A 26,976-nucleotide genomic window follows, 5' to 3' on the forward strand; every position below is an offset into this window, starting at 1 on the left:
GTGGCATTGACCAGGAATATCCATGACTGCATACCGCACTGTAGCGGCCGCGCTGACGCTTGCAGCCCTGTCCGGCTGCTCCGCGCTCCAATCCACAGACCGAGTTAACGCCCGTGCTGACCACGAAGGCTCCAAGGGCGCCTTTGCCATGGACGCCTTCAAGGGCATGGCAGGTGACACCGACCGCGCCAAAGGCCAAGTCGTTGAACTACCGTGGATCGCAGGCCGACCCCAGCCGCTTGCCCGCGATGTCACGCTGCCTCCAGCGCTGCGTGCGAACGTCAACACGACGCTGTTGTTCGAGAACAGCGCGGCAGACCTCAAGACGCTCGCCGACCGCATCCAACTTGCCACCGGCATCCTTACCCACGTGTCAGCGGACGCGTTGCTGCCGGCCGAGTATTTCCTTCCGCGCCTGGCAATCGAACAGGGCATTGCCACCGCAAGTGCCAGCTTTACGGCGGCCACGGCCGACACGCTGGTTCCGGCCCTTATTCCCGGTATTGCCGTTGACCGCATCGCAGGCCCGGTGCTGCCCCAGGGGGTTGCGCGCACGAAGATGGCTCCCCTGCCCCCGGGCCAAGCGCCCCTCGCCACCGTACTGGACTCGATTGCGCTGCGGTTAGGCGTCTACTGGCGCTACGACGAAAAGATCGGTGCGCTTCGCTTCTATCGGACGGAGACCAAGAGCTACGTCGTCCGCACGCCGACCCAAGCCGCTGAAGAAAACCTTCAACGCGACATCAAATCGGCGAATTCGACGCTCGCGGACAAGTCGACCAACAGTTCGAAAGAAGAAGCCCGTGAACTGGCCGCTGTCGTCACCAAGCTCAGCCAGTTCCTCAGTCGAGCAGGCGTAATCAAGTCTGCGGACGGTGCGGCCAACACCATCGTGGTCACCGATACAAAGGATGCGCAGGATCGAATCGGTGAATTTCTGGACGCTGAGAATCGCCAGATGACGCGTCGGGTGCGCCTCGTCTTTGAAGAGATCACCGTCCAGCGCGATCGCCTGAACCAGGGCAGCATCGACTGGAAAATTCTGTTCAACAGCCTCGGGCGCGGGAACACAGCATCGGCAACCGGTGTAGGCCCCTTGCTAGACGCAGCCCAGGCGGCGGGCTCAGTGGGCGCTTCGGTGGGCAGCGGCCCCTTCGCTGGCACCAACATCGCACTGAGCGCGCTTTCGCAACTCGGGTCGATCGTCAATCACAAGAGCATTCCGCTTCTTTCGCAGAACCGCCGCCCCGCGAAGTACGACACGCGCAACACCTTCCAGTACATCAAGGATCTGCAACAGACCCAGAGCACGTCCGACAGCTCGGCGCCGACGGTCACGGTCACGCAAGACGAAAAGACGGTCGGGACGTTCCTCACGGTCGTGCCTGACGCGCAAGATGACGGCCAGGTTCTGCTGACCATCGCTTACGACGACACCCGGCTCATCGAAATGAAGAAGCAGCCGCTCGGGTCACGTGACGATCAGTCCTTTGTGCAGCAGACCAACATCGGCGGCCAGGGACGAGTCCAACAGGTGATGGTTCGCCCCGGAGAACAAGTGGTCATTGGCGGATATCAACAATCTGCCGACAGTTCAACTCGGCGCCGTCTTGACGACAAAGCGCCGATGCTCATGGGAGGGTCCGACGCCTCGCAAGAACAGCAACTACTGACGGTGGTGTTGGTAACCGCAATCCCAGAAGAAGGATTCTGACCGTGGCAACGCGACAGAAAGTCGCTCGGCGCACGAGCTACAAGCTCGTCGCGATACCGGGCTCGCCGAATCAACTTGTCCTCGGGCTCAAGTGGCGCACCGTCCTCGGGGAGGACCTGGAAAAACTTGCCCTCAAGACCGCCCGCAAAGCACGGGCAACGCACTTTGTGCAGAGTGATGCGCGCAGTTCATCGGTCGGCTTGTTGGCTGCCAAAGGAAGCGAAACACGCGCAAAGAGCAGAACAACGCTTTTCTCTGGCGCCGCTGCTTTTGCACAGATGCATCGACATGGCACGCATATCGTTGCATGCACGCTTCCCGACCAATCCGTATGGTTGGCGGTGGTCATCGACGGGGTGGTGCAGACGGGCGGCGACACGATATTTCCCGACCAGGCCAAGGCAAAGAACGCCGTCGAAGAACTGACTGCGCGCTACCGGGAACACCAGGTCCACAGCAACTACATCACACAAGCGCGCTTGTTCTCCTTGCAACAGCTCACTGCACATGTGAATGGACAGTCTGCTTTGCGCAGGGCGTCCTTTAGGCTGTCCATGGTGTCGCCCATCTGGTGGGTGCTCATAGCGGCGGTCGTCGCCTACGAGGCATGGGATTACGGATCCGCTTGGTGGGACGAACGGCAGGCGAAACTTCACGAAGAGGCCCAGGCGGCACAGCCCCATTTCGACGCCAATGCGCTATGGGAAAACGCCATCAGCGCCTGGGCGAAGTCGGTCAAGACTCAGGGCAGCACGGGCATGACCGAACTGCTCAATGTCATCCTGACGGTGCCAGTAGAACCCGGGCGGTGGCGGTTGACGGAAGTCGACTGCCGCCCCGGCGTCGGGTCGTGCACCGCCACATACCGCCGTACACGTCTGGCCGACAACCATACGCTGCGGGCAGCACTGGCCGAATCGTTTCGCATCGTCCATCCGGATTTGGATACTGCTACCGCAACATGGCCACTTCCGAAGGGGCGCTCGGCGCCAACTGTGGCATTGCGGGACCTCCCGACGCCAGCCGCGATCCAGACAACCTGGGAACCGAGCTGGCAAGCGCTTCGGCCCGCATTGCAAGACTTCACGCTCTCAAAACCTGCGAGCGTGCAGATCCTCGTGCCCAACATCAAGTTGCCCAACGGCCTGGAAGAACCTGTGCCGATGCCGTCGGGCACGAAGCTACCCGCCAGCCGCGCGCTGGTGGTCAATGCGCCCCTGCGCTCGCTCTATGGCCTGGCCTTGCCGACGACAACCCAGATAACGCAGCTGCATGTGCGTTACCTGCCGGACTCCGCACCGGGGCTTGCCGCGAGCGCGTTCTCGGCCACCTTGAAAGGAGATATCTATGTACTCGCGCCGTGAAACGTCGCTGCGCAATCGGCGTGCCCTTTGTCTGGCGGGCCTCGCCCTGGCGGTTGCCCTACCTGCCGGCGTGTTGGCGCAATCCGACAATCTCTCCGTGGCGCCGGAAGCTCCGGCGGCACCGCCAAGCCACTTGGTGCGCGAGCTGCTGGAGCATGACGCCAAACAGGCGCTCGCCATTGAACGCTCGAAGAACAAGACAGCGCTCGCGAGCTCGTCGCTCGCAGCACCGCCCGCCATAGGAATCACGCCGGCAGATCCCGAACAGGCGACCGCTGCCTCGGCATCACCTTCGAAGCAACGCCTGGCGCGGCTAATCGCCATCGTCGGCGTGGGCGGCCACCTGGCCGCGCATCTGCAACTGGACAACAGACAGGCCGTCTACGTGACCGGGAAAGCCGCGCCGGCCACGGGCGCTGGCCAGGGTATGCGTCTGCTGGAGATTTCTCCACCCTGCGCCACGTTCCTATCGCAAGAGGAAGAGACGTTCACCTATTGCCTAGACGAGAGGGCACCATGAAATTCAGCATTTTCCAATGGACTCGGCGAATGACGCGCGTGTTGCGCGTCGGCTTTCGCGAAGAAGAGCCGGCGCCTGTCCTGAGCATGTCGCCGACGCCTGTCCAAACTGACGACTCCCCGGAAGGTCATCTTGACTCTTTTGAGGATGTTGAAAACATGCGTCCGGCCTTCGAACTTCTGCGCGTGGATTGGTGCGGCTCTGAAGCCGCTGCGAAAGCATGCGTGGCAGAACTCGAAGGCAAGCGGTATGTGGTCTTCGTCAAACAGGGGGAACAGGACTCCGACCTGTACCGTGCCGTTCTGTTACGTGCTCGGGAGGCCGCCGGGCGCGACAACGTGGACGTGTACACAGTCAATCCCGTCGTGCTGCTTGCCTTGGTCCGTGAGCGCATGCAAGCCAAGGACGTCAAGCAGCGCACATCCAGGACGCGCGCGCTTGGCGCACGCTCTGCGGTGCGCGTGGGGTTTCATGATTTGGCCGCGTGGGCTGTTCGTAACGGCGCCAGCGACATGCACTTGAACATCGACACCACGGCTGCCATCTCACATGTGAGCGCAACGATTGACGGGCAGTACACCACGCCCAAGCAACTGGCGATGCCGACCGAACGGCTCATTGAGATGGGAAACGTTGCATGGCTGGATGTCCACGGCGGCAACGGGCTTTTTCTCGACATGACCAACGAGCAACAGGGCCGGCTATACGAAGTTGTGGACGACCGCTCTTACATGCTGCGCTGGGGATCATTTGTGGCAGACAAGGGACCCTCCATCACCCTTCGGATTCTGGACATGGATGCCAAAGTTGAGCCCGTGGACATGGAAACGCTGGGCTTTATGCCTTCGCACGTCGCGAAATTTGAACGATGCCTGCAAAGCCAGGGCGGCGCCATCGTGACGGGCGGCATTCCCGGATCGGGAAAAACCGTCACCAACGCCCAACTGATCGTGCGGTTGCCCGCAACACGCAAGGTCATGACGATCGAGGATCCCGTCGAACTGACCATCCCGCGCGCTTTGGCCGCCAGTGTCTCTCGCTCACTTGATGGCTCGGACCGCGACACGATGCGGTCCAAGCTCATGGCACTCAAGCGGGCTGCTGCGAGCGACGTGTTTCTTGGCGAAATCCGCGATTCACTCACCGGATCAGCATTTCAGGACATCGTCTTGTCGGGAAGCAGTCTCTATACAACGACACACGTTGGCCACGCGCTCTCAATTCCGCAGCGATTTGCTTCCAGCGAGATCGGCGTTCCGCGAACGACCTTGGGCACGCCCGGCGTCCTGAAGCTGCTCTCACACCAAGCACTGATGCCTGTCACCTGCGATTGCGCACTGCCGGCAGCTTCACTGCTTGAAGGCGCCGCCGATCGGTTGGGAGTGCGCCGGACGCGGGATGACTGGGCCCGCTACCTAGACGACATCGAAACCCTTTACGACTTCGGCAGCAGTCGCATCAAAGTTCGCAACCCGGACGGTTGTGAGAAATGTCGGATCAAGGGGATTCCGGAGCTGTTCGGGTACGCCGGTCGGACAGTTGTCGCGGAAATGTTCGAACCGTCGTCAGATCCAGAAGCGCTTCGTGCCATCAGCAGCGGCGATGAGCTGCGTCTCCGTGAGATTTACGCCGGTCACAGGACCGCCGTATATGACCACCCCGACATGGAAGGAAAGACCACCATGGACTGCGCTGTCTACAAGATGAGTCAAGGCCTGATCGATCCGCGGGACATTGAGCCGCATTTCCAAGCCTTTGCCACGCTGCTTCGACAAAGCGAGCGGAAATGAAGCTGCCCTTCGCTCTGACTCGGGCCGGCCAGGCCGCGCGCAAGTTTTCCCGCCAGCGGGCGGATTGGTACGAGTATCTGGCCGACATGACCGAGGACACTCAAGGCCAACGGACGATCCTCAATATCCTCGACAGTGACGCCCAGCGGTATGGGCGCAGTGCGCGGGGCATCCTCTCTGCCCACTGGGCGCACAAGATTGTCGAAACTGGCGAAATCGGAAAAACCCTACACGGCACACTGCCCGCCAAGGAGGTTGCTGAATTTGTTTCTTTGCAACGCCAGGGCCAAGCAGTGCTGGCCAGCGGACTGCGGGATATGGCCAGCCTTGTGCGCTTGAACTCCAGGCTGAAGACAATCCTCGTCACCACGCTCATGACTTCGGCCATGGCAATGGCGTTGTTATGGCTTGTGATCATGGTTGGAATCCCCTACTTCACCGCCCCGATGATTCTCGGATCGTTACCGGCGGCTCCACGTGCGTACCTGAGTCCACACAGCCTGGCATTCTTCGACCTCGCCGAATGGATACGCCAGAGCGGCGCTCGGGTTTGGGTGGGCACGCTCGTTGCGGGGATTGCGGTCCAACTGTCGTTCCCGTACCTCGACGGACCGATACGGAGATTTCTGGATCGCTGGGGTCCATACAGCCTCTACCGGGATGTCCAGGGCATTGGCGTTATCAGCACAGCGGCAACTGCGGTCAAGCCAAGGACCGGAAAGACGATGCAATTGCGCGAGGCAATCGAACTTCAATTCGACGGTGCCTCTCGTTGGCTGACCGGGCGCTTGCAGGCCATTCAGAATCGTCTTGAAGATTCAAGATCGGGCGCGCAAGTTTTCGATGTCGGACTGATGGATCAAGAGACTTATTGGTATCTCGAAGATCTCACCAGCACCCTTGGCCTGGACATCGCTCTACAGAAGACCCGCCACAGGATGGAAACGGTCGTCCTCAAGCGCGTCGAAGGACGCGCGCAAGTACTGCGCTGGGTCATCTTGGGCTGCGCCTTGTTCGCAATGGCAGGCCTCTATGCCTGGCATCTGAGCGTTCTGAACGACATGCAGAACGCAGCAGTTCTCGACGCCATGAGCTAGTGCAAATCCAAACCATCACGCGTGCCCAAGCGGCAAACATGTTCCATCACTTCAGCCTTTAAACACCTGGAATTCATCATGAAGAAATTCTCCATGCGACCCCGAAATTTGAAGAGCCATGCGGCCAGGCAACGCCTTCGCCAAGGCGGCTACACCATCGTAGAAGTCATCGCCGTGATCGCGATCATTGGCTTCCTGGTGATTATCAGCATGCCCGCCATCAAAGGCATCTTTGTTCAAGCCCGGGTTGGTCCGGCGTCGGCCGAACTTCAACGCTTTATGACGGCGACCCGTTTGCTGGGCGAAGGCGATTCTGTAACGCCCTACGCAGCCATCAGCAACGCGTCGAACCTTGCGCCGGCCATGAGCGAGTCTTCGGTATTCAAAGTGAACGGTGCCACGGTGGCCCACCGACTGGGAGGCTCAGGCGCGGGTTCGAACGGCACGATCACTATCGGCCCTGTGGCTCTCGGGGGTGGCGCTGCCGGCAGCGGCTTTGGGCTGACGTTGACCAATGTGAACCACCGAGCGTGCCCAGGTCTTGCCACCACGTTGAACTCCGTGTCCGAGACGATCAGCGTGAACGGAACCGCAGCAAAGACGCTAGGCACGAACAATGAGCCAGGATCCTTCAATGCAGTCACGGCTCAAGACCTTTGCGTGAAGGGTGACAACAACACGTTCGTCTTCGCCACGCGATAAACCCGTAAACCCGCAATCCGGACGAGGCGTTGCCTCGCCTGACATTGCATAGACGGCGAACCTGCCATGTGCCCTTCTGAAGTTACTGTGCCTCGATCAGTTCACCGCCAGGCCGGCTTTACGCTCATCGAGTTGATGGTCGTGCTCGCGCTTCTCACACTCGCCGTTGTCCTGAGCGGACCGTCACTAAAGCGACAGGTTGACGCGACCGCTGCGGAATCCACCGGCCGTTACCTTGCGCAACTTCGCGGTGCAGTTGTGGACCTTCAGGTTAAGCACGAAGCGTGGCTGCGCGGTGAGAATATCGCTAGCGCCCCAGCGGGCACCTATCCCCCGCCGCCAGCACTTAGCTGGGTCGCCGTCCCAGGAGCACAGGTCGCGCGAGGTGGTGTGGCAGATCTCGCAACGCTGGGCCTCCTACCTCCTAGCACGCCCCGCTTCCCATCCCTCGGCGAAACCGCCCGCTTCATCCTTGTTCGCGAAGGATCATGTCCCGGTGACAGCTGCCGCACAGGCGCCTATGTATATACCTGCCAACCAATCAGCGATGTGCGTAGTCGTCGACTCAATGACACCTGCACCGCACCGGCCGGCAAGGCGGCTCGGTTCAATCAAGTGCTGCTCAGCAAGGTGATGGCAGCGGCCGAAGGATATGGTGGCCATGACGCCAACGGCGGCACCAATGTGCGTGGCCCGCTTATGAACATTCCGCGCGGGTGGTTCGATTTCGGTGCGGAGCCGGGCCATGCAGTCCTGGCGGCGGGGTTGGGTGCCACGCCCTTCGGTCAATTTGTCCGCCACGGAGAAACCAGACCAGTCACGTTCAACAACACCCTGACGGTGGCCGGTGCGATTCAGACCAATACTGGATTACTGCTCAACACGGCCGTCGCACCTGGCGCTGCGTGCACGCCTGAAGGCCTATACGCTTCGACCGCCAACAAGCTGCTCGCCGTTTGCACAGGCGGTGTGTGGTTCGCCCAGAACGGCCACGTCATCACGGGCACGTACAGCGACCTTCCCAACGACGCTGCAATCCCGGCTGTAACGTGCCCTGCGGGGCTGTCGCCCTGGCGTCAGATCGCCCTGCAGGGCGTTGACGCAACCGCACGTGGTGGCGATATCAATATCGGTGGCGCGATCGGCGGAACCATCCAGGGCTCTGGCTATGTCAATGCCGCTGGCGCCGTGTCGGTTGGCGGCTCCTTCAGTGGCACATTCCAGAACTCAGGAAATAGCTATGTCCGTATGGCGCAGCGCGCCAGCATTGCCGGCGACCGCGTCGTGATTACACCCGCAGACATGGGCGCGCGCGCCTCGGTGATTCAGGGCTGCAAAAACTAGCCCAGCGCCACAGGTCTTCCCCTCGCCGCCAACCAAGCGGCTCTTCTATCGGAGATATTCATGTTCCTTCCCTCCACGCGGGGCAAGGGCAGGGCCCTGCTCGCCCTGCTCTTCGCGCTGCTCCTGCCCACTGTCAGCCAGGCATCAACCACCAATCAAGCTGACGTACAACTGGGAACCGAGCTCAATACGATGGTCATCCGGGTCGACCAGGGCGCGCCGCTTCCGCCCGGCGGTTGCGTCGGTGGCTACTCGTGGCACACGACCTACGGCGGGTGCCGGATCGCCCGGACGCAGGCCGAGTATTCGCAGTGCCCCGCCGGGTACACCGGCAATCAGGTCCGCTACCGGACCTACTACGTTCTGCAAGCCAACGCGAACGATGTCGCCTACGAGGGCTGGGGACCGTGGCAAGACGGTTGCACGGCATCTCGCGCGGGCGGCGTCCTCGATGTCGTGATCGCAAAGGCCCGTGGCCGCGAGACCGGCGAAACACTCGACAACAGTTTGCACGGCACGATCGCCGCGCAGATGCAAGTCAACTACGGGACGATGTTCGGCGCCACCATCTATCGCCCGACCGCAGAACTGAACTGCATACACGCATCAGGCACCACATTAGGGGACACCACTCGAGTATGGACGGGACAGCTGATGCCGCCCGGCACGTCCGTGACCAAAGGTGTGTCCGGCTACTGCCAGCTCTCCAACGGAAACCGAACCGCCACCTTATACGGCAACTGCGATAGCAGTAGTGGCGGCGATGCCGACAACTGCCAGAGCGCGACACGCGTCGTCAACATCACGTCTGTTAGCGGGTGCTCGGTCACAACTGAGACGCGCTTGCATGGCCAGCTCATCGATGTCGGCAACTACGGCATCTGCAACTAACTAGGGAGATCCAATATGCGGTCCTTTCGCCGCCTGCTGACAATATTCCTCGTGGCGCTCTACCCTGCGCTTCCTTCGTTTGCGACCGCGCAGGGGATTGGTGACTTCGATCTGCTTGAAGGTGACAAGAGGCTTGCCTGCGAGGCCCTGATTTGCCTCTCCAGCGGGTATCGGCCCTCGGCATGCGATCCTGCACTGTCGCACTTCTACGGCATCAAGAAGAAGAAGCTCTCGGACACCCTGGATGCACGGCATGACTTTTTGTCGCTATGTCCGTCATCCAACCAAACCAAAGAAATGGCATCTCTTGCCGATGCGATTGCACGCGGCGCGGGCCGCTGCGATGCGGCCGCTTTGAATGCGGGACTCGGTGCGTGGCGGGGCACGAGCGACGATGGTTACCCGATCATCAGCAACAAGCGACCGGGGTACTGCAGCGTCTACGCCTCACACGAATACACCGCCTTTGATGACGACCTACCCCGCTATGTGGGCACGCCTGAAGAGCGCGGTTACTGGGTCGAAGCGAAGGACTATGACCGTGAACTGGCCAAGTACGAGAAGGAACTTGCCGAACGCAAGGAGCGCGAGCAGAACGCTCACAGTCCTGGCTTCGGCATGGTGGGGAATTGACCGATGGACTTCCCTACCCTCGCCAGGCAGTGTGCGCCCGACGTGCACATCAGTACGCTCAGCGCTGTGGTCCGTCACGAGTCCGCATTCAATCCTCTGGCCATTGGCGTCAACGCCAAGCCCCACGTAAGCATCCGCCCGAAGTCCAAAGAGGAGGCAGTCCAGGCGGTGCGCGATCTGATGGCCAAAGGAGTGGACTTCGTCGTCGGCTACGGCCAGATCAACGTGCGGAACTGGAAGTGGCTTGGTGTCACACCCGAGAGCATCTTCGACCCGTGCGTCAACCTTGCATCTGCCCAGCGCGTCCTCGTTGATTGCTACAAGCGAGCCGCCAAGCTGCACGGCCCCGGACAGAACGCGCTGTATGCGGCATTCAGTTGCTACAACACGGGCAACCTGACCTCGGGCTTCAGGAATGGGTATGTCGGCAAGGTCATCGCCGGCGCTGGCCTGGCGGTACCGGCCATCGTGAAGGAGGGCGGCGCGCCCGCCAATGCTGACACCAAGACGCGTAGCCCCCCGCTTCCGAAGCCGTCCAAACCCGATGCCTTTCAGAAGCCCCGCGACGACGCTTTTGTGGCGCCCCGCAAAGACGCATTCGAACCGCGCCCAGATGCCATATTCGGCAGGCCGATCCCAACGCCGTCCTCGCGCCTGCCGGCGCAGTAGAAGCGCACCCCTCGCCAGTGTTTAGCCGCTAAAAACCGGCCCTCTCATCTTCCTCAACGAATGCCGCCCCGCTCATCAGCCGGGTGGCGTCACCCATTGGAGTTTCAAATGACCGCAGCATCCAATATCTCCCCTGTCGACGCGCAGCCCAGGAGCCGCCGCACACTTGTCGCCCTGGCATACGCGACCCTTGCTGTGCTCCTCCTGTTGCAACCGGAACTGGCGATGGCGCAGTTCGAGAAGGCCACCACTGCAGTGCAGAAAGTCAAAGACTGGCTGTGGCTCATCATCCCCGTCATCGGTCTTGTCTCCGCCGGCATTATCGGCATCCTTTACTCGTTCGACGTGATTCGCAAGGAAACCGCCTATCAGTGGGCGGTGGGCATCTGCTTCGCTGGCGCCATCGCCGGGGGCATCATCAAGCTGCTGTTCTGACATGGCGGCCGCATCAAAGCAAAAGGCCAAAGCTCCCGCCGTCGCGGTGCCAGCGGCGGTCGGGTCGCACGTCCCCCCCAATCGCTTTCCGCTTTTCAAAGGGGCGACCCGGGCTGCAACTGTTCCCGGAGGGGTTCCCACTCGCGCGTTTGCGGGTCTGGTCTTTCTGACCGTCACCGCCGCCTCGTTCACGCTGTGGGGCTGGCTGCTCTTTCCCATCCTTTACCCGGTGATGGCCATTCTGAGTCGCAATGATGACCGAGCCTTCTGGATCTGGGAGCTTTGGGTCAAGACCAAGTTCTTGGCTAAGAACAAGCGCTTTTGGGGAGCGATCTCCCTCACGCCAACACCCTACAGCCGGCGGCGCCCATGGGCCCGCTGGCTCGGAGTTCACGACCGATGAAACAACAATCCATCGTCGCGCTGCCGGCGTACGAGCCGGCGGTCAGCACGTACGTTCCCTACTCCCATCACGTCACGCCCACCATCATCGCGACCCGCAACTGGGAGTACCTTTCGGTCTGGCGAATCGACGGACGCACCTTTCAAGGCTACAGCGACGAGGAGCACTGCCGCTGGGTCGAGGAACTCAACAACGTGTTCCGGAGTTTTCCGACGGGTTTCGGGATCTGGTCACACCTTGTCCGTCGCAGGGTCTTCGAGTATCCCAAAAGCGACTATCCGGACGCCTTCTCACGCGATCACGATGCAGCCTATCGAAAAGTCTTCGCCGGCAAGCCGCCGATGATCAATGAGATGTACCTGACCGTGATCATGCGCGCGCAGATCGACCCCGCCTTGCGCTTGCTGTCAAATTTCGAAAAGCGCACCGCGCGCTCGGCGCTAGCCTGGCAGAACCAGGCGATTGAGCAGCTCGATGACGTCAACCGCAAGCTTCGCGGGTCGCTCAAGCGCTATTCACCGGAACTGCTATCCATTGTCGAGCGGGAATCTCCGCACGACCTGGGCGGCGAGGAGGCACCGCGCCGGAAATCGCGGTTTTCGGAACCGGCCGAATTCCTGGGCTATCTGCTCAACGGCAAGATGCAGCCGGTGCCGCTGGTGAACGCGCGCCTATACAACTATCTGCCCACCAGCCGTCAGTTCTTCTCCACGCATGGCGAACTCGCCGAGATGCGGGGGCCTGACTGGACGCGCCGCTATGTGATGCTGGAACTGCGGGAATACTCCAACAACACCAAAGCTGGCCATCTGAACTGCCTGCTCAACCAGCCGCATGAGTTTGTGCTGTCGCAGTCTTTTGGTGCGATGTCCAAGCCCGATGGGCTGAAGGCGCTGTCACGCCAGATCAAGTGGCTGGAAGACTCTGGCGACTATTCGGCGTCGCAGATTGAAGATCTGAAGAAGGCCCGCGACGAACTCGCTGCCGGCCGCTTCGTCATGGGTGACCACCACGCCACAATCCAGGTGTTCGGCGAAGACAGCGAGGGAGCCCTACGGGCTGCTGCGAATATCAGCGGTGCGCTCGCTGACGAAGAAATCATCGGTCGGCTGTGTGATCGCTCATCCTTGGCCGCGTGGGCCGCCCAATTCCCGGGCAACTGGAAATGGCGCCCTCGCCCGGCGCCGATTACTTCGCTGAACTTCCTGAGCTTCTCCTCGATGCACAACTACCTCTTCGGAAAGCCATCGGGCAATCCCTGGGGGCCCGCGGTCACGATGCTCAAGACGACGGGCGGCACGCCTTATTACTTGAACTTCCACGCAACGCTCGAGGACGTCGACGAGACCGGCAAGCGCCGCCTCGGCAACACGTCCATCATCGGACAGTCCGGCGCCGGCAAGACGGTCCTCTTAGGTCATCTGATCACCCAGGCGCGCAAGTTCAACTACACGGGCATCGTGTTCGACAAGGATCGCGGCATGCAGGTGACCGTCATGGCGATGGGCGGCAAATATTTCCCACTGCGCCTGGGCGTGAGAACCGGCTGGAACTACCTGCAACTGCCAAACACCGCTTCAAACGTCGCATTCATGGCCAGCATGACCAAGCTCTTGGGGGCAAACGGGGAGGAACCCCCCACCGCTTCCGAGCAGAAGCAGATCGCCAAGGCCGTCAATCACCTCGTGGAGCACATCGACCTGGAGGATCGATGCCTGTCCAACCTGGTTAATTTTCTCCCCGCCGCGCCGGCACCTGAAGGTCAACTGAGCCTGAAAGAGCGCCTTAAACGCTGGTGCATGGGCGGCGAGTACGGCTGGATGTTCGACAACCCCAAAGACGAACTCGATCTGGCGGCTAACAACCTCTTCGGCTTTGATCTAACGGAGTTCCTCGAACAAGGCACGATCCGTGACGCGGCAATAACGTACTTGCTTTATCGAACGGACCAGATGATGGACGGGCGGCGAATCGCCCTTTTCTTTGACGAAGTTCAGCACCCTCTGAAAGTGCCCTACTTCCAGGCGTCGATGCAAGACGCCAGCCGCACGGTCCGTAAGAAAAACGGCGTCCTGGTCTTCGCGACGCAGGAGCCCGCCGCGATCCTGGAGAACCCTGTGGGTCGCTCGCTTATTCAGCAGTCCGCCACCGCCATGTTTCTCGAGAATCCCAAGGCCACTGCTGAGGACTACATCGACGGGTTCAAGCTATCTCCCGCTGTCTTCAAGATGGTCAAGGATCTGCCGCCGTTCAGCCGTCAGTTCGTCGTGAAACAAAACGAGTCTGCCGTCACGGCCGAACTTGACCTCGCATCATGTCCCGAAGCGCTGCTGGTGTTCTCCGGATCCGAAGACCTGGCCGAAATCGCCGAAGCGGCAGTTGCCAAGCATGGTGACGACCCCGCCCTCTGGCTGCCCCACTACCTCAAGCTCGCCCAAGAGGCGACAAGGAGCTGATCATGTCCCAGACGCACACCCCCGACCACCGCCCAAATCTCGCCCGGCGCGCGCGGTTTACCGCATTCCTGGCCGCTGTCCTTCTCTCCAACTCCCTGACACCTGTCCACGCGAGTGGCATCCCGGTAGTGGACGCAGCGAGCATCATGGACCGCGCTCTTAAGCACGCCGAGACGCTGGCGAAATACGCCGAGCAAATCGAAGTCCTCAGGAACCAGCTCGAGAGTCAGAAGCGCCAGCTCGAAGCGCTCACGGGGACCCGGAACTTGGGCGACATCCTGAACAACCCGGCGATCCGCGATGCGCTGCCAGCGGATGCCCGGGAAATCCTGCGCGCCTCCAACGGGGGGCTAGGCGGGATCTCGGACGTGGTGGAGCGCATTGAGAGTGAAGAACGGTTGACGGGCAACTACGAACAGGACAAAAAGAACCTGGACGCCCGCGCTAACAAGCTCGCGGTCCGCAGTCAGGCGATGATGGAGCAGACCCAGAAGGCGATGACCGCCCGTGTCAAGCAGGTGGACCAGCTCCAGGCCAAGATCAACCAGGCACAAGATCCGAAGGCCATCGCTGACCTGCAGGCCCGGCTGCTCGTCGAGCAGGCGAACATCCAGGCGGACCAAACTCGGGCGGACATGCTCACCCGCCAGATTGAGGCCGAACAAGCGCTGATGGAGCAGCAAGCCGAAAAGCTGGCAGATAGTTCCTTCAGTCTCAGCGCAATTCGCGCGCCACTTCCTGGAGCGAGATAATGGCCACCACCGCGGTCAGTCTGGCCAGTCTCGGCGGGATCGCGAATTGGATCGACCAGTCTGTGACTAAGATGCTAACGAGCGTCGTCACGCCAATGGTCGCGTCCGTCACCGCCAAACTATTGCCGTTCGTTTCCGTTGGTCTGTCCGTCGCGCTGGTCTGGTACGGGTGGCTCATTTGCTCGGGCGCCATCCAAACGCCGGTCCTCCACGCATGTCGGCGAGTTGTCAACATAGCGATCATCGTGAGCATCGCCAGCGCAAACGGGCTGTACCAACAGCAGATTGTCAGTGCCATGCTGGACCTGCCCACATCCATGGCGCAACTATTCAGCAACACCGTGAAGACGCCTTCCCAGATGATGGACGACGCGGCGAATAATGGCGCGGAAATCGGCACGCGGCTGCAGGAGCGTGCGCCGAGCGGCCTCAAGAAGATTGCGCAGGCCTTCGTATTCGTCGTGGTCTCCGTAATCATCACGGTTGTCTCGGCAGTCATGAGCGCAATCGGGATGCTCGTCTTGATTACGGTGAAGATCGGTATGGGACTGGTCGTAGTATTAGGACCATTCTGCATACTTGCTTTGCTGTTTGAGCCGACGAAGGGCTTTTTCAAGGCTTGGCTTCACCAGGCGGTGTACTACGCGATCTATGCAGGGCTTTTCATGGTGGTCTTTATGTTCATCATGGGCATGTTCGGCATGTTGCAGCAAGGGCTGATTGACCTCACCAAGGCGGATCAAATCAACATCTTCTCCATGTTGACTGCGATTGTTTTCTTCATGATGTGCTCGAAGTACATGCTCGAGCAGGTTTCCTCTGTCGCCGGGCAAATTTCTGGCGGCAAGGGCGGGGGTATCGCCGTTCCCTTTCTAGGAAAGATCGGATAGCATGTAACCAGTAATTTAAGCATTCATGCACCCGAACGAGGAGCATCCGATGTCACCGATCACCCCACTGGGGAAGCCTCTTTCCCAAAACCCCATGGTGGGCTCGCACGTCCCTTTGTCTACACCTGCACAGGCTGCGCCCGCCGAACCTATATCGGCATTTCAATGGGTGAGTCTCGCCCGTGCCGCTTGGACATGGATTTTGCGACCCCTCTGGTACCTTTGTTTCAAATGGCCGACCCAGCTCCTAATCCCTGCTACGACAGCGTCGCGGAGCGACGAACGACGCCGGGAAGAAGATGAGTGGTGGGACCACCGGAAGCGCCAAGAACGGCGTGAAGAGTAATAGGTCTTCATCATCGTTCACGTCTTTCGAGTGATACCCGCGTCAACTTATAGGGCACAGCAATCGCTGTGCCTTTCTTATTGCGCTGCGTAGTAGCCAGCGCCCTCTGATTTCAATCCCCTAGTCTCCTCGGAGAATCGATGAAGCACGCCATTCTGGCCGCGCTCGCCGCGGCTCGCCCTTTCACGCCCGTACGAAACGTGCGGCCCCATCATCTCGCTCGGCAATTGGAGGACCGAAATGTCCTTTGAAGACCCGAAGCTTTCGCTGCAGCAGGAGCTGGACCGAAACCGGAGCCTAGACCAGGATTTCCTGACCGAGATCCTTTCCTCCAGATCAAAAGCATGGCGCGTCACAGTAGGCGCATTTGTGCTGGCGTTTATGGCGGTCGGCGCGCTGGCCGCACTCATGCTGAGCTACACGCCCCAGCCGCCTTACGTCGTGCGCGTCAACGATGCGACAGGTGAGGTCGAGAACGTATCCCAGCTCGGCGACGCACAGGAGGACTATGGCCATCGGATCGCGCGCTACTTCGTCACTCAGTACGTGTTGTCTTGCGAAGGCTACGACTGGCGCACCCTGCAAAACATGTACGACCGCTGCGGACTGTTCAGCTCGCCGGACGTGCAACAGCAGTACCACGCCAAGTTCGAAGACGACCCCAGGACCGGCCGGGAAGCCCTGGACAAGAAGTATGGGGAGCACACCCGCCTGGTCATCAACGTGCGGTCGATCACTCCGGGACCCAACCAGACCGCCACGGTCCGGTTTACGCGCAGCGAGATGGGCCCCCAGCGCTCACCTAACACTGAACAGTTCATCGCCACCATCGCCTACAGGTTTGTCAACGCTCCGATGTCGGAAAGCGTGATTCGTGACAACCCCCTGGGCTTTCAAGTCATTTCCTACTCGACCGCTGTCGAAACGCTGAGGTAATCGTCATGCAAAAAGCACAAATCAACGAACTCGCCCGCCGCCTCGAAGATGCAGGACGCATGAGCAACGCAGAGCGCACGGCACTGCTGCGCGACATCGAACGGTACGCGAAGAGCGATCTCTACGGCGCCGCGCGCCTCTGCAAGGACCATCTCCACAAGGACGCGAACCTTCGTCTTCCCACGCCTGTCTTGGCTGCCGATCGTATCGGCAAGCACTTTGAAGAGCGCATCCGTGAGGCGCGCCGGCCGGTAGAGCTGTACGGCGAGCAAGACCGGCAAATCCGTCAGCCGGAAGATGGGCGCGAATACAAGGGTCCGATCGTGGGCACAACGCCAAACTGCTTGATCCAGCGTGACAACGAAACGGGGGACCTCATCGTTCATGCCCGCAATACGCTGAACCGGTCCTTTGAGATGACCGGCCAGGAAGAGGCACTCGCAATCAGCTACCCCTTCAAGGCGGTAGGCGGCGTGGGCCTGGTGCGCGACGCTGACCACGACAAGCAGGCGGAGATGGGGATGGACCATCAACATACGCACCAGTCGGCGCGCCAACGTGAGAGCAACCTCGAGATGGGACACGCACGATGAACATCCGCTTCAGGCCTTTGGCCGTGGCGGTGCTGTCGGTCGCGCTTTGCGCGGCCGCAGCGCCGGCCTGGTCGCTTGACCGACCTGCCGCTTCGCCCAAGGATCAACGAATCCGGTGGACGGACTATGACGCCGCCGACGTCATTCAGGTTGACACCACCTTAGGCGTCGCGACCCAGATTCAGCTCAATGATGACGAGGACTATGTGACCCACGCCTTTGGCGATTCGGCGGCGTACGACTTCCAGCAAGTGGGCAAGCACCTCTTGCTCAAGCCCATCGTCGAGCAAGCCGACACCAACCTCCTTTACATCACCACCAAGCGAAACTACTCGTTCCTGCTGAAGTACGAAAAGGCGCGTAAGAGCGGCGGCGTCTTTCGCGTGGTACTGCGCTATCCCGAACTGGAGCAGGAAAAATCTGCGGCCCAGGAGGAGCGCGACCGCGTGCAGCGCGATCTGGCCACTGCCGACGTCGCGATCAACTGGCAGGCCTATTCGATGAGCGGCGACACCAGCCTGGCGCCGGTCGCCGCATGGGATGACGGCGCGCAGACATGGCTTCGTTTTGCTCCTGGCCAGGATCTGCCTGCGATCTATTTCGTAGACGCTGACGGCCAGGAAGTGATCGTGAACCGGCATATGGAGGACGAGCAGACTGTCGTGCTTCATCGGGTCGCCAAGCGCTGGCATTTGCGTATCGGTAACCAGGTCTTGGCCGTTCACAACGACGGACCACCTGTTGCACGCAGCCTGGCCACCGGAACCGTTTCGCCGCAGGTCGAGCGTGTCGTTCGTGAGGAAACTGCGCCATGAGACTTTTCAAAAGGCGAAAAAAACCCGGTCAAACCATAGACGCGGTGGCGGAGATCGAAGAGCACCAGGCGCAGATCGAGGGCCGCGGCCGCCCGGACCTGTCGGGTACTGCAAGGCCGATGCAACAGGGTGCCAAAGCCTTTATGTGGCTTCTAACCCTCATGGCGTGCATGGTGATCGGCACGATGGGTTGGCGCGCATTCAACTCGACAGCCGCCGAAGAAGCCGCACCCGCGATGCAAGCCAAGATCGAGAACGTGCTTCCCGGTCTGAAGCTCAGACCCGATCCGCCGCCACCGCCGCCGCCAGCCCCGCCGGAGCCGTCACTTGGTACGCCGGCAGTTCCCGGCCCGGCACGCCCACCTGAACAGAAGGGTCCCCTGTCCAATCTCGCTGAAGCCGTGGCGGTCGACCCCATCATGCAGCGGCGCTTGGCGAGCGGGCTGCGGTCCACAAAGGGAGAGGGAGGTCAGTCCTCAAACCAGGAGGCGTCTTCGCAGCAGCAGCCGCGTGAAGCAGATAGCGGGCCGATGGCCAGCAAGCTCACCCCGATGAAGCTCTCAGCGTCTCGCGCCGGACTAGTTGGCAATCGGGACATGCTGATCACTCAAGGTTCGATGATTGATTGCGTGCAGGAAACTAAGCTCGTCACTGCACAAGCCGGCATGCTCGCCTGCTATGCGCCGCACGATATCCGCTCAACCAGCGGCCGCGTGGTTCTGATCGACAAAGGGACGCGATTCATCGGCTATCAGCAAGGTGTATTGGCACAAGGCCAGCCGCGTGTCGGCGTAGTGTGGTCACGTCTCGAAACTCCCAAGGGCGTCGTCATCCAGCTAGATTCTCCGGGCACGGGCCCCCTGGGTGAGGCAGGCTTGGATGGCTTCATCGACACGCACTTCGCTGAGCGATTCGGCGGAGCCATCATGGTCAGCTTGATCAGCGATTTGGGTACGTGGGCAACCTCGCGTGGCAGCAGCGACAACAGCCAGGTCCAGTTCAATACCACGGGCGAGGCGGCCACAAACGCAGTAACCACCGTGCTCGACAACACCATCAACATCCCGCCGACGCTTTACCGCAACCAGGGCGGCCGGCTGGGAATTTATGTCGCTCGAGATCTGGACTTCAGCTCGGTCTACACGCTCAGATCCGTCGCTCGGTAGCAGCGCGGTCGCGCGCCGCTAATGACGCCTCGCGCACAGAACCTCTTACTCGACCAAGCGCCTGGCCCCCTGACCATTCGGTCGCGGGGGCCAGCGTTCATTGACTAGGCATCCCATGAAAGATTCCCACAACACATCGCCCATCGACTCGGACGGCCGTGACACTGCGTTACGCCAGATGATGCGACCCATCTCCGGCTACATGGCAGATGACGCCGTCCGCGAGATCACCATTACGCGGCCCGGCGTGATCTTTACGCGCTCTCACGGGCAATGGCACGAGCGCCATGATCCGAAGCTGACGTTCAGCTTCCTGGAAGCGCTGGTGTCGGCCATGGCCAGCTATAACAACGTCAACTTCAGCCCCATCATGTCGCTGCTGTTGCCCGACGGTGAGCGCGCTCAGGTGGCCCAGCCGCCGGCCGTGATCGACGGCTCGCTTTCGATCAACATTCGCAAGCACAGCAGCGTCGTGAAGACCTTGGACGAGCTGGCCGCCGAAGGCGCCTTTGCTAACTGGGTCGATGTGAGCGGCCCCATGGGTAACGCCGACAACCTGACCGAGCACGACCAGGAATTGCTCGACCTCATGAAGGCAGGGGACATCCTTCAGTTTCTTCGTCGTGCAGTCACTCAATGCCGCAACATCATTGTCGCGGGCAAGACCGGCTCAGGAAAGACGACGTTTGCACGCAGTCTCATTGACTGCGTGCCGTTCTTCGAACGGCTCTTGACCATCGAGGATGTGCACGAACTCTTCCTGCCAAACCATCCCAACCGCGTGCACATGATCTACGGCAAAGGTGCTGGCCGGATGTCGGCCACAGAGTGCATCGAGGCCACCATGCGCAGCTCGCCCGATCGGATCTTTCTGTCCGAACTGCGCGGCCCCGAAGCGTGGGACTACCTGAACGCTTTGAACACAGGCCACCCTGGATCAGTGACGACCACCCACGCTAACAGTGCGCGCGATACGTTTGAGCGCGTTGCGCTTCTCGTGAAACAGTCCGCGGCCGGCAACCAGATGGATATCGACACGATTCGGCGCTACCTGTTTTCCACGCTGGACATTTCGCTGTACTTCGCCAACTACAAGCTCACTCAGGTCTATTTCAACCCTGGGCGCGTGCAATGAGCACGCTTGTAGAAGTCGAACTTCCGTTTATATCGCCGGTAGGACTGCCAGGTGTTCTGCGGCTCCGCCACGAATGCAGCAAGGGAAACACTGCACTTCTTTCCATGGAGTGCCGTGAAATGCTTGGCGGGCCGATTGGATCCGCACCTCTTACCACTGCCGACATGCACCGGCTTGTAGACGGGTTGATGGACGCGATCCACGCCATCGAACGACAAGAGCGGCTGTAAATCAAATTTGGCCGCCGGCGGCCGACCGCAGCGTCCCGCCGTCAATTCCTCCCGGAGACTTCCATGACCCGAGCGAACCGCCAACGCGGCGCGCAGGAAGCACGCACCCGCATGGCTTACAAGATCATGCAAAGCGTCTTCGACCGCTGCCGCGCCGAAGGCCTCAGCGCCGAACAAACCCACCAAGCCATCAAGGACGCCTACCCCTGGGGTGAGCGCCGCGCGTGGCCGTACAAGGCGTGGCTGATGGCCCGCCGCGAGTTCTATGAAGCACACGGCCTGCCCCTGCGGGCACGCCGCACCATCGCTGAATCACTGGAGACGGACTCGTGACCGGCACGCTGTACCAGCAAGATCCATTACCCGGCAATAACTCGCAGCAACGCAAGGGGCGAACATGAGCGTCGAAGCATCCAAATGGGCCAGAATGGCCGACGTCCAGAAATCCTCATCCAAGCTCGTGTTGCTGAACCTGGCACAGCTCGTTCGTTACGATGCAGACCACTGGACGGTTTTCGCATCGATCGACTACCTGGCCAAAGTCACCCATCTGAATCGCAAGACGGTTATCGAAGCCCTCGGCCGCCTTCGCGATTTGGGCGCGATCCAGGACACAGGGCGACGAGCGGGCGACAACCGTAGCAGCATCATTTATCGCTTGTGCCCGAATGCAGTCCCCCTGATCGACCTTGCGGCCTCTGGTGCCGTCGCCGGCGGCGAATCGCAGTCGACGCAGCAAGATCTCGCGCTGCAGGACGGGCTTGAGCTTGAGGATGGGATTGTGCCGCTGGCAGCTCCGGAGGGCGACCGCGGGGCGAATGCCGGCCAAAGCGAGCCGTCAGAGCGGGATGGATCCGCGATCGACGAGTCGCTGTTTCCTCCCGAGGGCGACGCCTCGTCGCCGCACTGCGAGGGGGCCGACGCGACATTCCTTCCCACGGGCGGATCAATCGATGCAGCGGGCGCTCGCGTCAGCGCTGAAGGCTCTCCTACTTCCGATGCCACACGGCATATGCCCACCAGCAGAGCAGCGAAGGGGGGCAGGCGAAAAGGGCGACGACGCGAGCCTGATGGGCGCCCTGCCGGCGCCGGCCCCACCCGGCTTCCAGCAACCTGGACCCTGCCGGAGCGGTGGCGAAGTTGGACGCAGGATCAGCGGCCGCTTTGGACGCAGGAGAAGATCGACGCCATGGCCGCCACCTTCAGCGCCTACATGCGGTCCAGGCCCGGAGAACTGGGCATGTCACCCGACTGGTTCGAGTCATGGCGGCTCTGGGTTTTCCGGGAACGCGACGCCGGCGAGACGGCGGGCATTGCCTGGCAGAACAGTTGGACCGGCATCGTGGCCACCGGCAAGAAGCTCGGCGTTGAGCAGGCTCCGAACGAGCCGCCGCCCCATTTCAAGGCGCGCGTATTCCTCGCCGCCGGACTCGTGCCGTCCCATTAAAAGTTGTCCACAGCCTGCACCCATATCGGGACCAGTCCCAGTTTTGGGCCTAGCCCGAAAAGTGTTTTTGCCCGTCCCAATTTGTTCGTTCGCCAGTACCGAAAACGGCTTTTTGCCAGTACCGAAAACGGTACCCAATAGGTATATATAGGTTTTATAGGTTTTAGAGAGAGTCGCGCGCGAGGCGCTGGCTCGTCGCGAACGCCGATCCGCCTACCCTCCGGTCGCTACGCTCCCTCCGCCCCGCCGCCTGCGGCGCCGGCCTGAACCCCTTAGCTTGAGTCCCCCTCCCCGCCGGCGCAATGCGCCGCCAGGCGGGGGAAAGGCATCCCCCCAGGCGTCGCGGGCCGTTGGCCTCGCCCCGCCCCGAGCGCCACGACCTGCCTGCTGAACACCGTCAACGCCACACCACCGCTGCGGCCCTCCGAGGCTGCGCCGGTGTCTGCCGTGCGGGAGAAAAGGTCCGTCCCCTTCCCGGCGAATCCGCCGGGTGGGGATCGGCAGGCCCCAAAAGCGCGGGGGCTGCTGCCCCCCTGGCCGGCCGCCTGTTCGGCGTCCGCGCTTCCGACCCCCCGGGGAACCGCAACGGTTCCCCCGCGCCCGCTCACGGGCGCGGCCCCCCCTCCTTCAACCCCACGGTTCTCCAGCAGGAGGGACGCCACCGCCAGCGTCAACTTAACCCCACGACAGTGCGTGGCCTGGGAATCGAGCGCTGGGACGGAAGATCCGTCCGCGACATCGACACGGAACGCTTCTACGACTATCCGCATCTCGAAACGCACTCGGCGCTGCAGGCCAGCGTGCCTGTGCAAGCCCGCGCAGAATTCTGGAACCCGGCGCCACCAGACCCCGCCTATCGGTCCAGCATCACCGTGCTAGCGATCGACCAGTTGGGCGAGGCGCTCGTCAGGCAGTACGTGGTCGAAGATGCTCGCGACGCCGAGGGGTGGTCCTATTCCGTCATGTCCGCCGACCGAGCCGCCCAACTCCTGCGGGATTACGGCGCGGCCGCAGATCTGAAGCTCGACGTTGCAGATGACCTTTGGGACGGCTCGCTTCCCGTACAGCCCGCAGAGATTGGCGCGACCTATCGCGGACAGATCGTCTCGATCCATGGCGATATCGCGTGTCAGATTGTTGGTGATGAGATCGCAATTGAACACAGGATCGGCACGCTGGCCATTTCCGAACCCCAGCAATACGTGGGCAAGGAAGTGGAGATCAGCTACCCGTGCGGAAAGGTCGGCCTGGTGCGCCAGATCGACACCCTGGCGATTGCAACGACCGCGTTGGAAAAGGCTGGCGCGGAGAAAACTTCAGCCGCCCTCGAGCGGTAGAGAAGCACGCCGACATCAGACGGTGAAGCTACTCACCATGGAAAAGAAACACCCATCACAGGACGGCGCTCAGTCCACCACAGTTCAGCAGCTAAACGACCTCCGCGTTGCTGATTCCCAAGCGCGACTTCGGACGCTTCTGCCTCTCATCGACGATTTGAGGCGGCAAGGCGTTTCCCATTCCGGGATCCTCGAAGTACTTAGCCGCGCCGGAGTCAAGTTGAAGCCCGCGTCGCTACGGCAGGCGCTGCACCGTTGGCGCCGGCGTCAACAACAGCCGTCACATCCATCCACGGTTGCGACGGTCGGCAGCGCGTCTGCTGTTCCAGAAGTTCCGGTCGCTGCGTCACCTCAAACGCCAACCAGCAGCATTCAAAGCAAAGCCGACCTGGTTCGACTTCGCAATGCTTCAGGTCCCATTGACCTCAACGAACTGGCCGAAATCGGCCGAAGAAAATAGGCAACACCCATGAAAATCGCAACCGTCAATTATTCCGGCTCCGTCGGCAAAACCGTCACGACGAGCCACCTGCTGGCACCCCGTATTCCGGACGCCGAGATTATCGCAGTTGAGTCGACCAACGAAAGCGCGGCCGATCTCGGCCTGGATGTCGAACAAATGCGTGGCGGGCAGTTCGGCCGTCTCTTTCGCAAGCTGCTTATGGCAGAAGCTGCCATCGTCGACGTCGGCGCCTCCAACATCGAGGACTTTCTGGCCGAGTTGGTGAAGTATGACCAGGCGCATCTCGAGATCGACTACTACGTCCTGCCCGTGGTCGCCTCGGGCAAAGCGCAACGCGAGACGATCAAGACGATCCAGGCTCTCTCCGAGATGGGCGTACCGGCCGAGCGCGTGCGGGTGCTCTTCAATCGCGTCGACTCCGACGTCCGTGAGGAGTTTGCCGCCATTTTCGGATACGCGCACCAGTCCGGCGACTTCCGGGCGAATCCGGAAGCAGTGATCTTTGAGAACGAGGTATTCGATCTGCTGGCCAACAAGCGCACCACGATCAAGGAGATCCTCGCCGACCCGCGCGACTACCGGCACGAGCTGCGCCAAGCTGATCGTGACGATGTGAAGCTCGTCAGCCACCTCAGCGACATGCATGCCCTGCAGTCGCTTGCGCGCCCGGTTGACCGGCAGCTGGACAAGGCGTTCGGCGCTCTCTTCCTCTAGGAGGCTCTGTGACCGCCACACTGCCCGAAAGCCCCGCCACTTCGTCCGGCATCCCCCGCAGCAGGATGGAGCTTCTGTACCGCGACATGTTGCAGGAAAGCGCCCAGCTCGTCGGGATGATCGAGCAGCTGACCGCTCGTCAACAAGAAATCGCGGCAACGATGCAGGCGGTTCCGACCATGGTGCGTCAAGCTGGCATGGAGGCGGCGGCCAATGCGGGCGGTCAAGCCGCCCGCTCGCTTCTTGAGGCCAGCCGCACCCTGGCCAAGTCGACCTCAGACGCCCGCATTGCGACTCGCGTTGCCACCCGAGCGTTGCCGGCGGCCGCGTGGCGAGCTGGCGTGCTGTGCGGGATCTGCGCGCTCATCGGCAGCGTCATCGGCGGCGCCCTTGTGGCGCTCGTCCTTCAACAATAGCCCTTGCGGGCCCCGTTTCAATGGCGCCGCTTGGGCGCCTTCTTCATATCTTGAAAGGACTTTCATGGCACCCGACATACGCCGGCGCATCATCAAGTTCGCCCTTCTGGTTTTTCCGCTTTGCGCTTGGCTTCTTACAGCCAAGGTGCTATCCGGCCTGCCCTTCTCCCACATCACCTGGACGGTGCTATCACACTGGGTGGTCTCCACACCGGACTACCCATCCCTGATCGCCGCGCCCAGCATCGCCTTCATCTTGGCACTCGCGCTTTCGCTCACGCTCAAGAAGTACTCGACCAAAGATGGCTTCGACGGCGCCGGGTACAAGAAGCATATTCGCGGTACAGAGGCGGTGCCTATCAAGAAGCTGCAGAAGCTGTGCGCGGAGAATGGCCGGCAGCAGATTGATGTAGCGGGCGTCCCAATGCCGACCGGCATCGAGAATCTCCACATTCTCCTGAACGGAGCTACGGGCAGCGGTAAGTCGGTGCTATTGCGCAACCTGGTCTATTCAGCCCTGCGGCGCGCCGACCGCATGGTCGTGGTCGATCCCAACGGCGACCTCTACAGCAAGTTCGGGCGGGATAGCGACGTACTGCTCAACCCCTACGATCAGCGTACCGAGGGGTGGTCATTCTTCAATGAGGTGCGGGCGGAGTACGACTGGAAACGCTTGGCGCTGTCCATTGTTCCCCTGGGTAAAGACGCTAACGCGGAAGAGTGGAACGGCTACGCCCGCCTCCTGCTGCGCGAAACCGCCCGTAAGCTCAACGAGCTGGGCACTCCGTCCATCGAGGAACTCTTTCGCTGGACCACCATTGCCTCCGACAAAGACCTGCGGACGTTCCTGTCGGGCACGTTGGCCGAGTCCCTGTTTGCCGGCTCCGCTGAGGCAAGCAAAGCCCTGACAAGCGCACGCTTCGTCCTCTCCAAGTATCTCGCGGAGCACGTCACGATGCCTGCTGGAAAGTTCAGCATCCGTGATTGGATGGAGCACGGCACCGGCAGTTTGTACATCACGTGGCGCGAGGACATGAAGGAAGCGATGAAGCCGCTTATATCCGCCTTCGTCGACGTGTTCTGCTCGGCCCTCCTTTCATTGCCAGAGGATCAGGCGCGTCGGTGGTGGCTCGTCATCGATGAGCTGGGGTCGATGGAAAAATTGGCCAGCCTGGAGGACTTCTTGACGAAAGGTCGCAAGAACGGCGGCCGGGCGCTCGCTGGCCTGCAGTCGGTATCCCAAATGGACGACATTTTCGGAGAGAAGATGTCTCAGACGCTACGGGCGAGTTTCCGATCGCTGGTCGTCCTGGGCGGATCCAAGACCGACTTTGAAACCGCAGAGGTCATGTCCAAGTCACTCGGCGAACATGAAGTCCTACGCCCCGAATACACCGACAGTCGCAACCCAGGGAAGACACCGAACACGACCGAGCGGATGGAACGAAAGATAGAGCGGGTCGTGACCGCCGCTCAGGTTCAAACGTTGCCCGACCTCACTGGCTGGGTCGCATTCGCCGGCAACCGGCCGATCTCGAAGTTTGTGCTCGAGCCAAGGACCTTTGCCCTTCGCAATGCGCCCTTTGTCGAAGCGAGGCGGAGCGGCGCCCGAAACATGGCCAGCGCATCCGTCGACGGCCCTCAACCCTGGTCGCAAGTCGATCTACCTGAGGACCCGACTCTCGCGGCGTAATTGCATCACACCAGGACGCCGGCAG

At 61.2% G+C, this 26,976-nt stretch carries 27 protein-coding genes and 1 pseudogene; all 28 read left to right on the forward strand.

The genetic code is table 11. From position 1 onward, the window contains the following. Positions 1-22 precede the first annotated feature (22 nt). Positions 23-1,714, forward strand: coding sequence for a type II secretion system protein GspD (locus AruCF_RS26520; RefSeq protein WP_083036960.1), 1,692 nt, complete (start codon positions 23-25; stop codon positions 1,712-1,714). A gap of 2 nt (positions 1,715-1,716) precedes the next feature. Then, entirely contained in the window at positions 1,717-3,078 is a 1,362-nt protein-coding gene (locus AruCF_RS26525; protein ID WP_157130058.1) for a type IV pilus inner membrane component PilO, read from the forward strand. Next, a complete protein-coding gene (locus AruCF_RS26530) occupies positions 3,062-3,598 on the forward strand; it encodes a hypothetical protein (RefSeq protein ID WP_050447569.1) in 537 nt (178 codons plus the stop codon). Before AruCF_RS26525 ends, AruCF_RS26530 begins: the two co-directional genes overlap by 17 nt. Beyond that, positions 3,595-5,388: an ATPase, T2SS/T4P/T4SS family gene (locus tag AruCF_RS26535; RefSeq protein ID WP_083036963.1), complete on the forward strand. Its 1,794-nt coding sequence runs from the start codon at positions 3,595-3,597 to the stop codon at positions 5,386-5,388. The genes AruCF_RS26530 and AruCF_RS26535 overlap by 4 nt, the downstream gene beginning before the upstream one ends. Next, a complete protein-coding gene (locus tag AruCF_RS26540) occupies positions 5,385-6,485 on the forward strand; it encodes a hypothetical protein (RefSeq protein WP_083036965.1) in 1,101 nt (366 codons plus the stop codon). The genes AruCF_RS26535 and AruCF_RS26540 overlap by 4 nt, the downstream gene beginning before the upstream one ends. A 78-nt stretch (positions 6,486-6,563) precedes the next feature. Then, positions 6,564-7,187 (forward strand): type II secretion system protein, encoded by a 624-nt coding sequence (locus tag AruCF_RS26545; RefSeq protein ID WP_083036966.1) that lies wholly within the window; start codon positions 6,564-6,566, stop codon positions 7,185-7,187. 66 nt (positions 7,188-7,253) lie between these two features. After that, positions 7,254-7,331 (forward strand): annotated as a pseudogene (locus AruCF_RS30210) (prepilin-type N-terminal cleavage/methylation domain-containing protein); the annotation flags it as partial. Positions 7,332-7,802: 471 nt separating this feature from the next. Continuing rightward, positions 7,803-8,531, forward strand: coding sequence for a hypothetical protein (locus AruCF_RS30070; protein ID WP_254431154.1), 729 nt, complete (start codon positions 7,803-7,805; stop codon positions 8,529-8,531). A gap of 60 nt (positions 8,532-8,591) precedes the next feature. Beyond that, entirely contained in the window at positions 8,592-9,422 is an 831-nt protein-coding gene (locus AruCF_RS26555) for a hypothetical protein (protein WP_083036969.1), read from the forward strand. A gap of 15 nt (positions 9,423-9,437) precedes the next feature. Then, a complete protein-coding gene (locus AruCF_RS26560) occupies positions 9,438-10,055 on the forward strand; it encodes a TrbM/KikA/MpfK family conjugal transfer protein (protein ID WP_083036971.1) in 618 nt (205 codons plus the stop codon). 3 nt (positions 10,056-10,058) lie between these two features. Continuing rightward, positions 10,059-10,724, forward strand: a complete 666-nt coding sequence (locus tag AruCF_RS26565) for a lytic transglycosylase domain-containing protein (RefSeq protein ID WP_083036972.1) — start codon at positions 10,059-10,061, stop codon at positions 10,722-10,724. A gap of 108 nt (positions 10,725-10,832) precedes the next feature. Further along, on the forward strand, positions 10,833-11,159 hold the full coding sequence (locus AruCF_RS26570) for a TrbC/VirB2 family protein (RefSeq protein WP_167385898.1): 327 nt from the start codon (positions 10,833-10,835) through the stop codon (positions 11,157-11,159). Between the two features lies 1 nt (position 11,160). Further along, positions 11,161-11,562 (forward strand): VirB3 family type IV secretion system protein, encoded by a 402-nt coding sequence (locus AruCF_RS30215; protein WP_083036975.1) that lies wholly within the window; start codon positions 11,161-11,163, stop codon positions 11,560-11,562. Then, positions 11,559-14,018, forward strand: a complete 2,460-nt coding sequence (locus tag AruCF_RS26580; RefSeq protein ID WP_083036977.1) for a VirB4 family type IV secretion/conjugal transfer ATPase — start codon at positions 11,559-11,561, stop codon at positions 14,016-14,018. The genes AruCF_RS30215 and AruCF_RS26580 overlap by 4 nt, the downstream gene beginning before the upstream one ends. A gap of 2 nt (positions 14,019-14,020) precedes the next feature. Then, entirely contained in the window at positions 14,021-14,770 is a 750-nt protein-coding gene (virB5, locus tag AruCF_RS26585) for a P-type DNA transfer protein VirB5 (protein ID WP_083036978.1), read from the forward strand. After that, positions 14,770-15,660, forward strand: coding sequence for a TrbL/VirB6 family protein (locus tag AruCF_RS26590; protein ID WP_083036980.1), 891 nt, complete (start codon positions 14,770-14,772; stop codon positions 15,658-15,660). Before virB5 ends, AruCF_RS26590 begins: the two co-directional genes overlap by 1 nt. Positions 15,661-16,246: 586 nt before the next feature. Further along, positions 16,247-16,942, forward strand: coding sequence for a VirB8 family type IV secretion system protein (locus AruCF_RS26595; protein ID WP_083036982.1), 696 nt, complete (start codon positions 16,247-16,249; stop codon positions 16,940-16,942). Positions 16,943-16,947: 5 nt separating this feature from the next. Next, positions 16,948-17,535, forward strand: coding sequence for a hypothetical protein (locus AruCF_RS26600; RefSeq protein WP_083036983.1), 588 nt, complete (start codon positions 16,948-16,950; stop codon positions 17,533-17,535). Next, complete coding sequence (locus AruCF_RS26605; RefSeq protein WP_083036985.1) at positions 17,532-18,350, forward strand: TrbG/VirB9 family P-type conjugative transfer protein; 819 nt, start codon at positions 17,532-17,534, stop codon at positions 18,348-18,350. Before AruCF_RS26600 ends, AruCF_RS26605 begins: the two co-directional genes overlap by 4 nt. Then, positions 18,347-19,516 (forward strand): type IV secretion system protein VirB10, encoded by a 1,170-nt coding sequence (virB10, locus tag AruCF_RS26610; RefSeq protein WP_083036987.1) that lies wholly within the window; start codon positions 18,347-18,349, stop codon positions 19,514-19,516. Before AruCF_RS26605 ends, virB10 begins: the two co-directional genes overlap by 4 nt. A 115-nt stretch (positions 19,517-19,631) precedes the next feature. Beyond that, positions 19,632-20,651: a P-type DNA transfer ATPase VirB11 gene (gene virB11, locus AruCF_RS26615; RefSeq protein ID WP_083036989.1), complete on the forward strand. Its 1,020-nt coding sequence runs from the start codon at positions 19,632-19,634 to the stop codon at positions 20,649-20,651. Positions 20,652-20,944: 293 nt separating this feature from the next. Further along, complete coding sequence (locus AruCF_RS26620; RefSeq protein ID WP_056560060.1) at positions 20,945-21,214, forward strand: hypothetical protein; 270 nt, start codon at positions 20,945-20,947, stop codon at positions 21,212-21,214. A 64-nt stretch (positions 21,215-21,278) separates the two neighbouring features. Next, positions 21,279-22,328: a helix-turn-helix domain-containing protein gene (locus tag AruCF_RS26625; RefSeq protein WP_157130059.1), complete on the forward strand. Its 1,050-nt coding sequence runs from the start codon at positions 21,279-21,281 to the stop codon at positions 22,326-22,328. A gap of 689 nt (positions 22,329-23,017) precedes the next feature. Further along, a complete protein-coding gene (locus AruCF_RS26635) occupies positions 23,018-23,665 on the forward strand; it encodes a KfrB domain-containing protein (protein ID WP_157130060.1) in 648 nt (215 codons plus the stop codon). Between the two features lie 37 nt (positions 23,666-23,702). Continuing rightward, a complete protein-coding gene (locus AruCF_RS29350; protein WP_157130061.1) occupies positions 23,703-24,125 on the forward strand; it encodes a hypothetical protein in 423 nt (140 codons plus the stop codon). Between the two features lie 9 nt (positions 24,126-24,134). After that, complete coding sequence (gene stbB, locus AruCF_RS26640) at positions 24,135-24,842, forward strand: StbB family protein (protein ID WP_083036994.1); 708 nt, start codon at positions 24,135-24,137, stop codon at positions 24,840-24,842. Between the two features lie 8 nt (positions 24,843-24,850). Continuing rightward, positions 24,851-25,258 carry a hypothetical protein gene (locus AruCF_RS26645; protein ID WP_157130062.1) on the forward strand — a complete coding sequence of 136 codons (408 nt, stop codon included), beginning with the start codon at positions 24,851-24,853 and terminating at the stop codon, positions 25,256-25,258. 64 nt (positions 25,259-25,322) lie between these two features. Further along, positions 25,323-26,951: a type IV secretion system DNA-binding domain-containing protein gene (locus AruCF_RS26650; RefSeq protein WP_083036997.1), complete on the forward strand. Its 1,629-nt coding sequence runs from the start codon at positions 25,323-25,325 to the stop codon at positions 26,949-26,951. Positions 26,952-26,976 lie beyond the last annotated feature (25 nt).

It is taken from the genome of Achromobacter ruhlandii, assembly GCF_002082135.1.
In the GTDB taxonomy this organism is placed as follows: domain Bacteria; phylum Pseudomonadota; class Gammaproteobacteria; order Burkholderiales; family Burkholderiaceae_B; genus Achromobacter; species Achromobacter ruhlandii.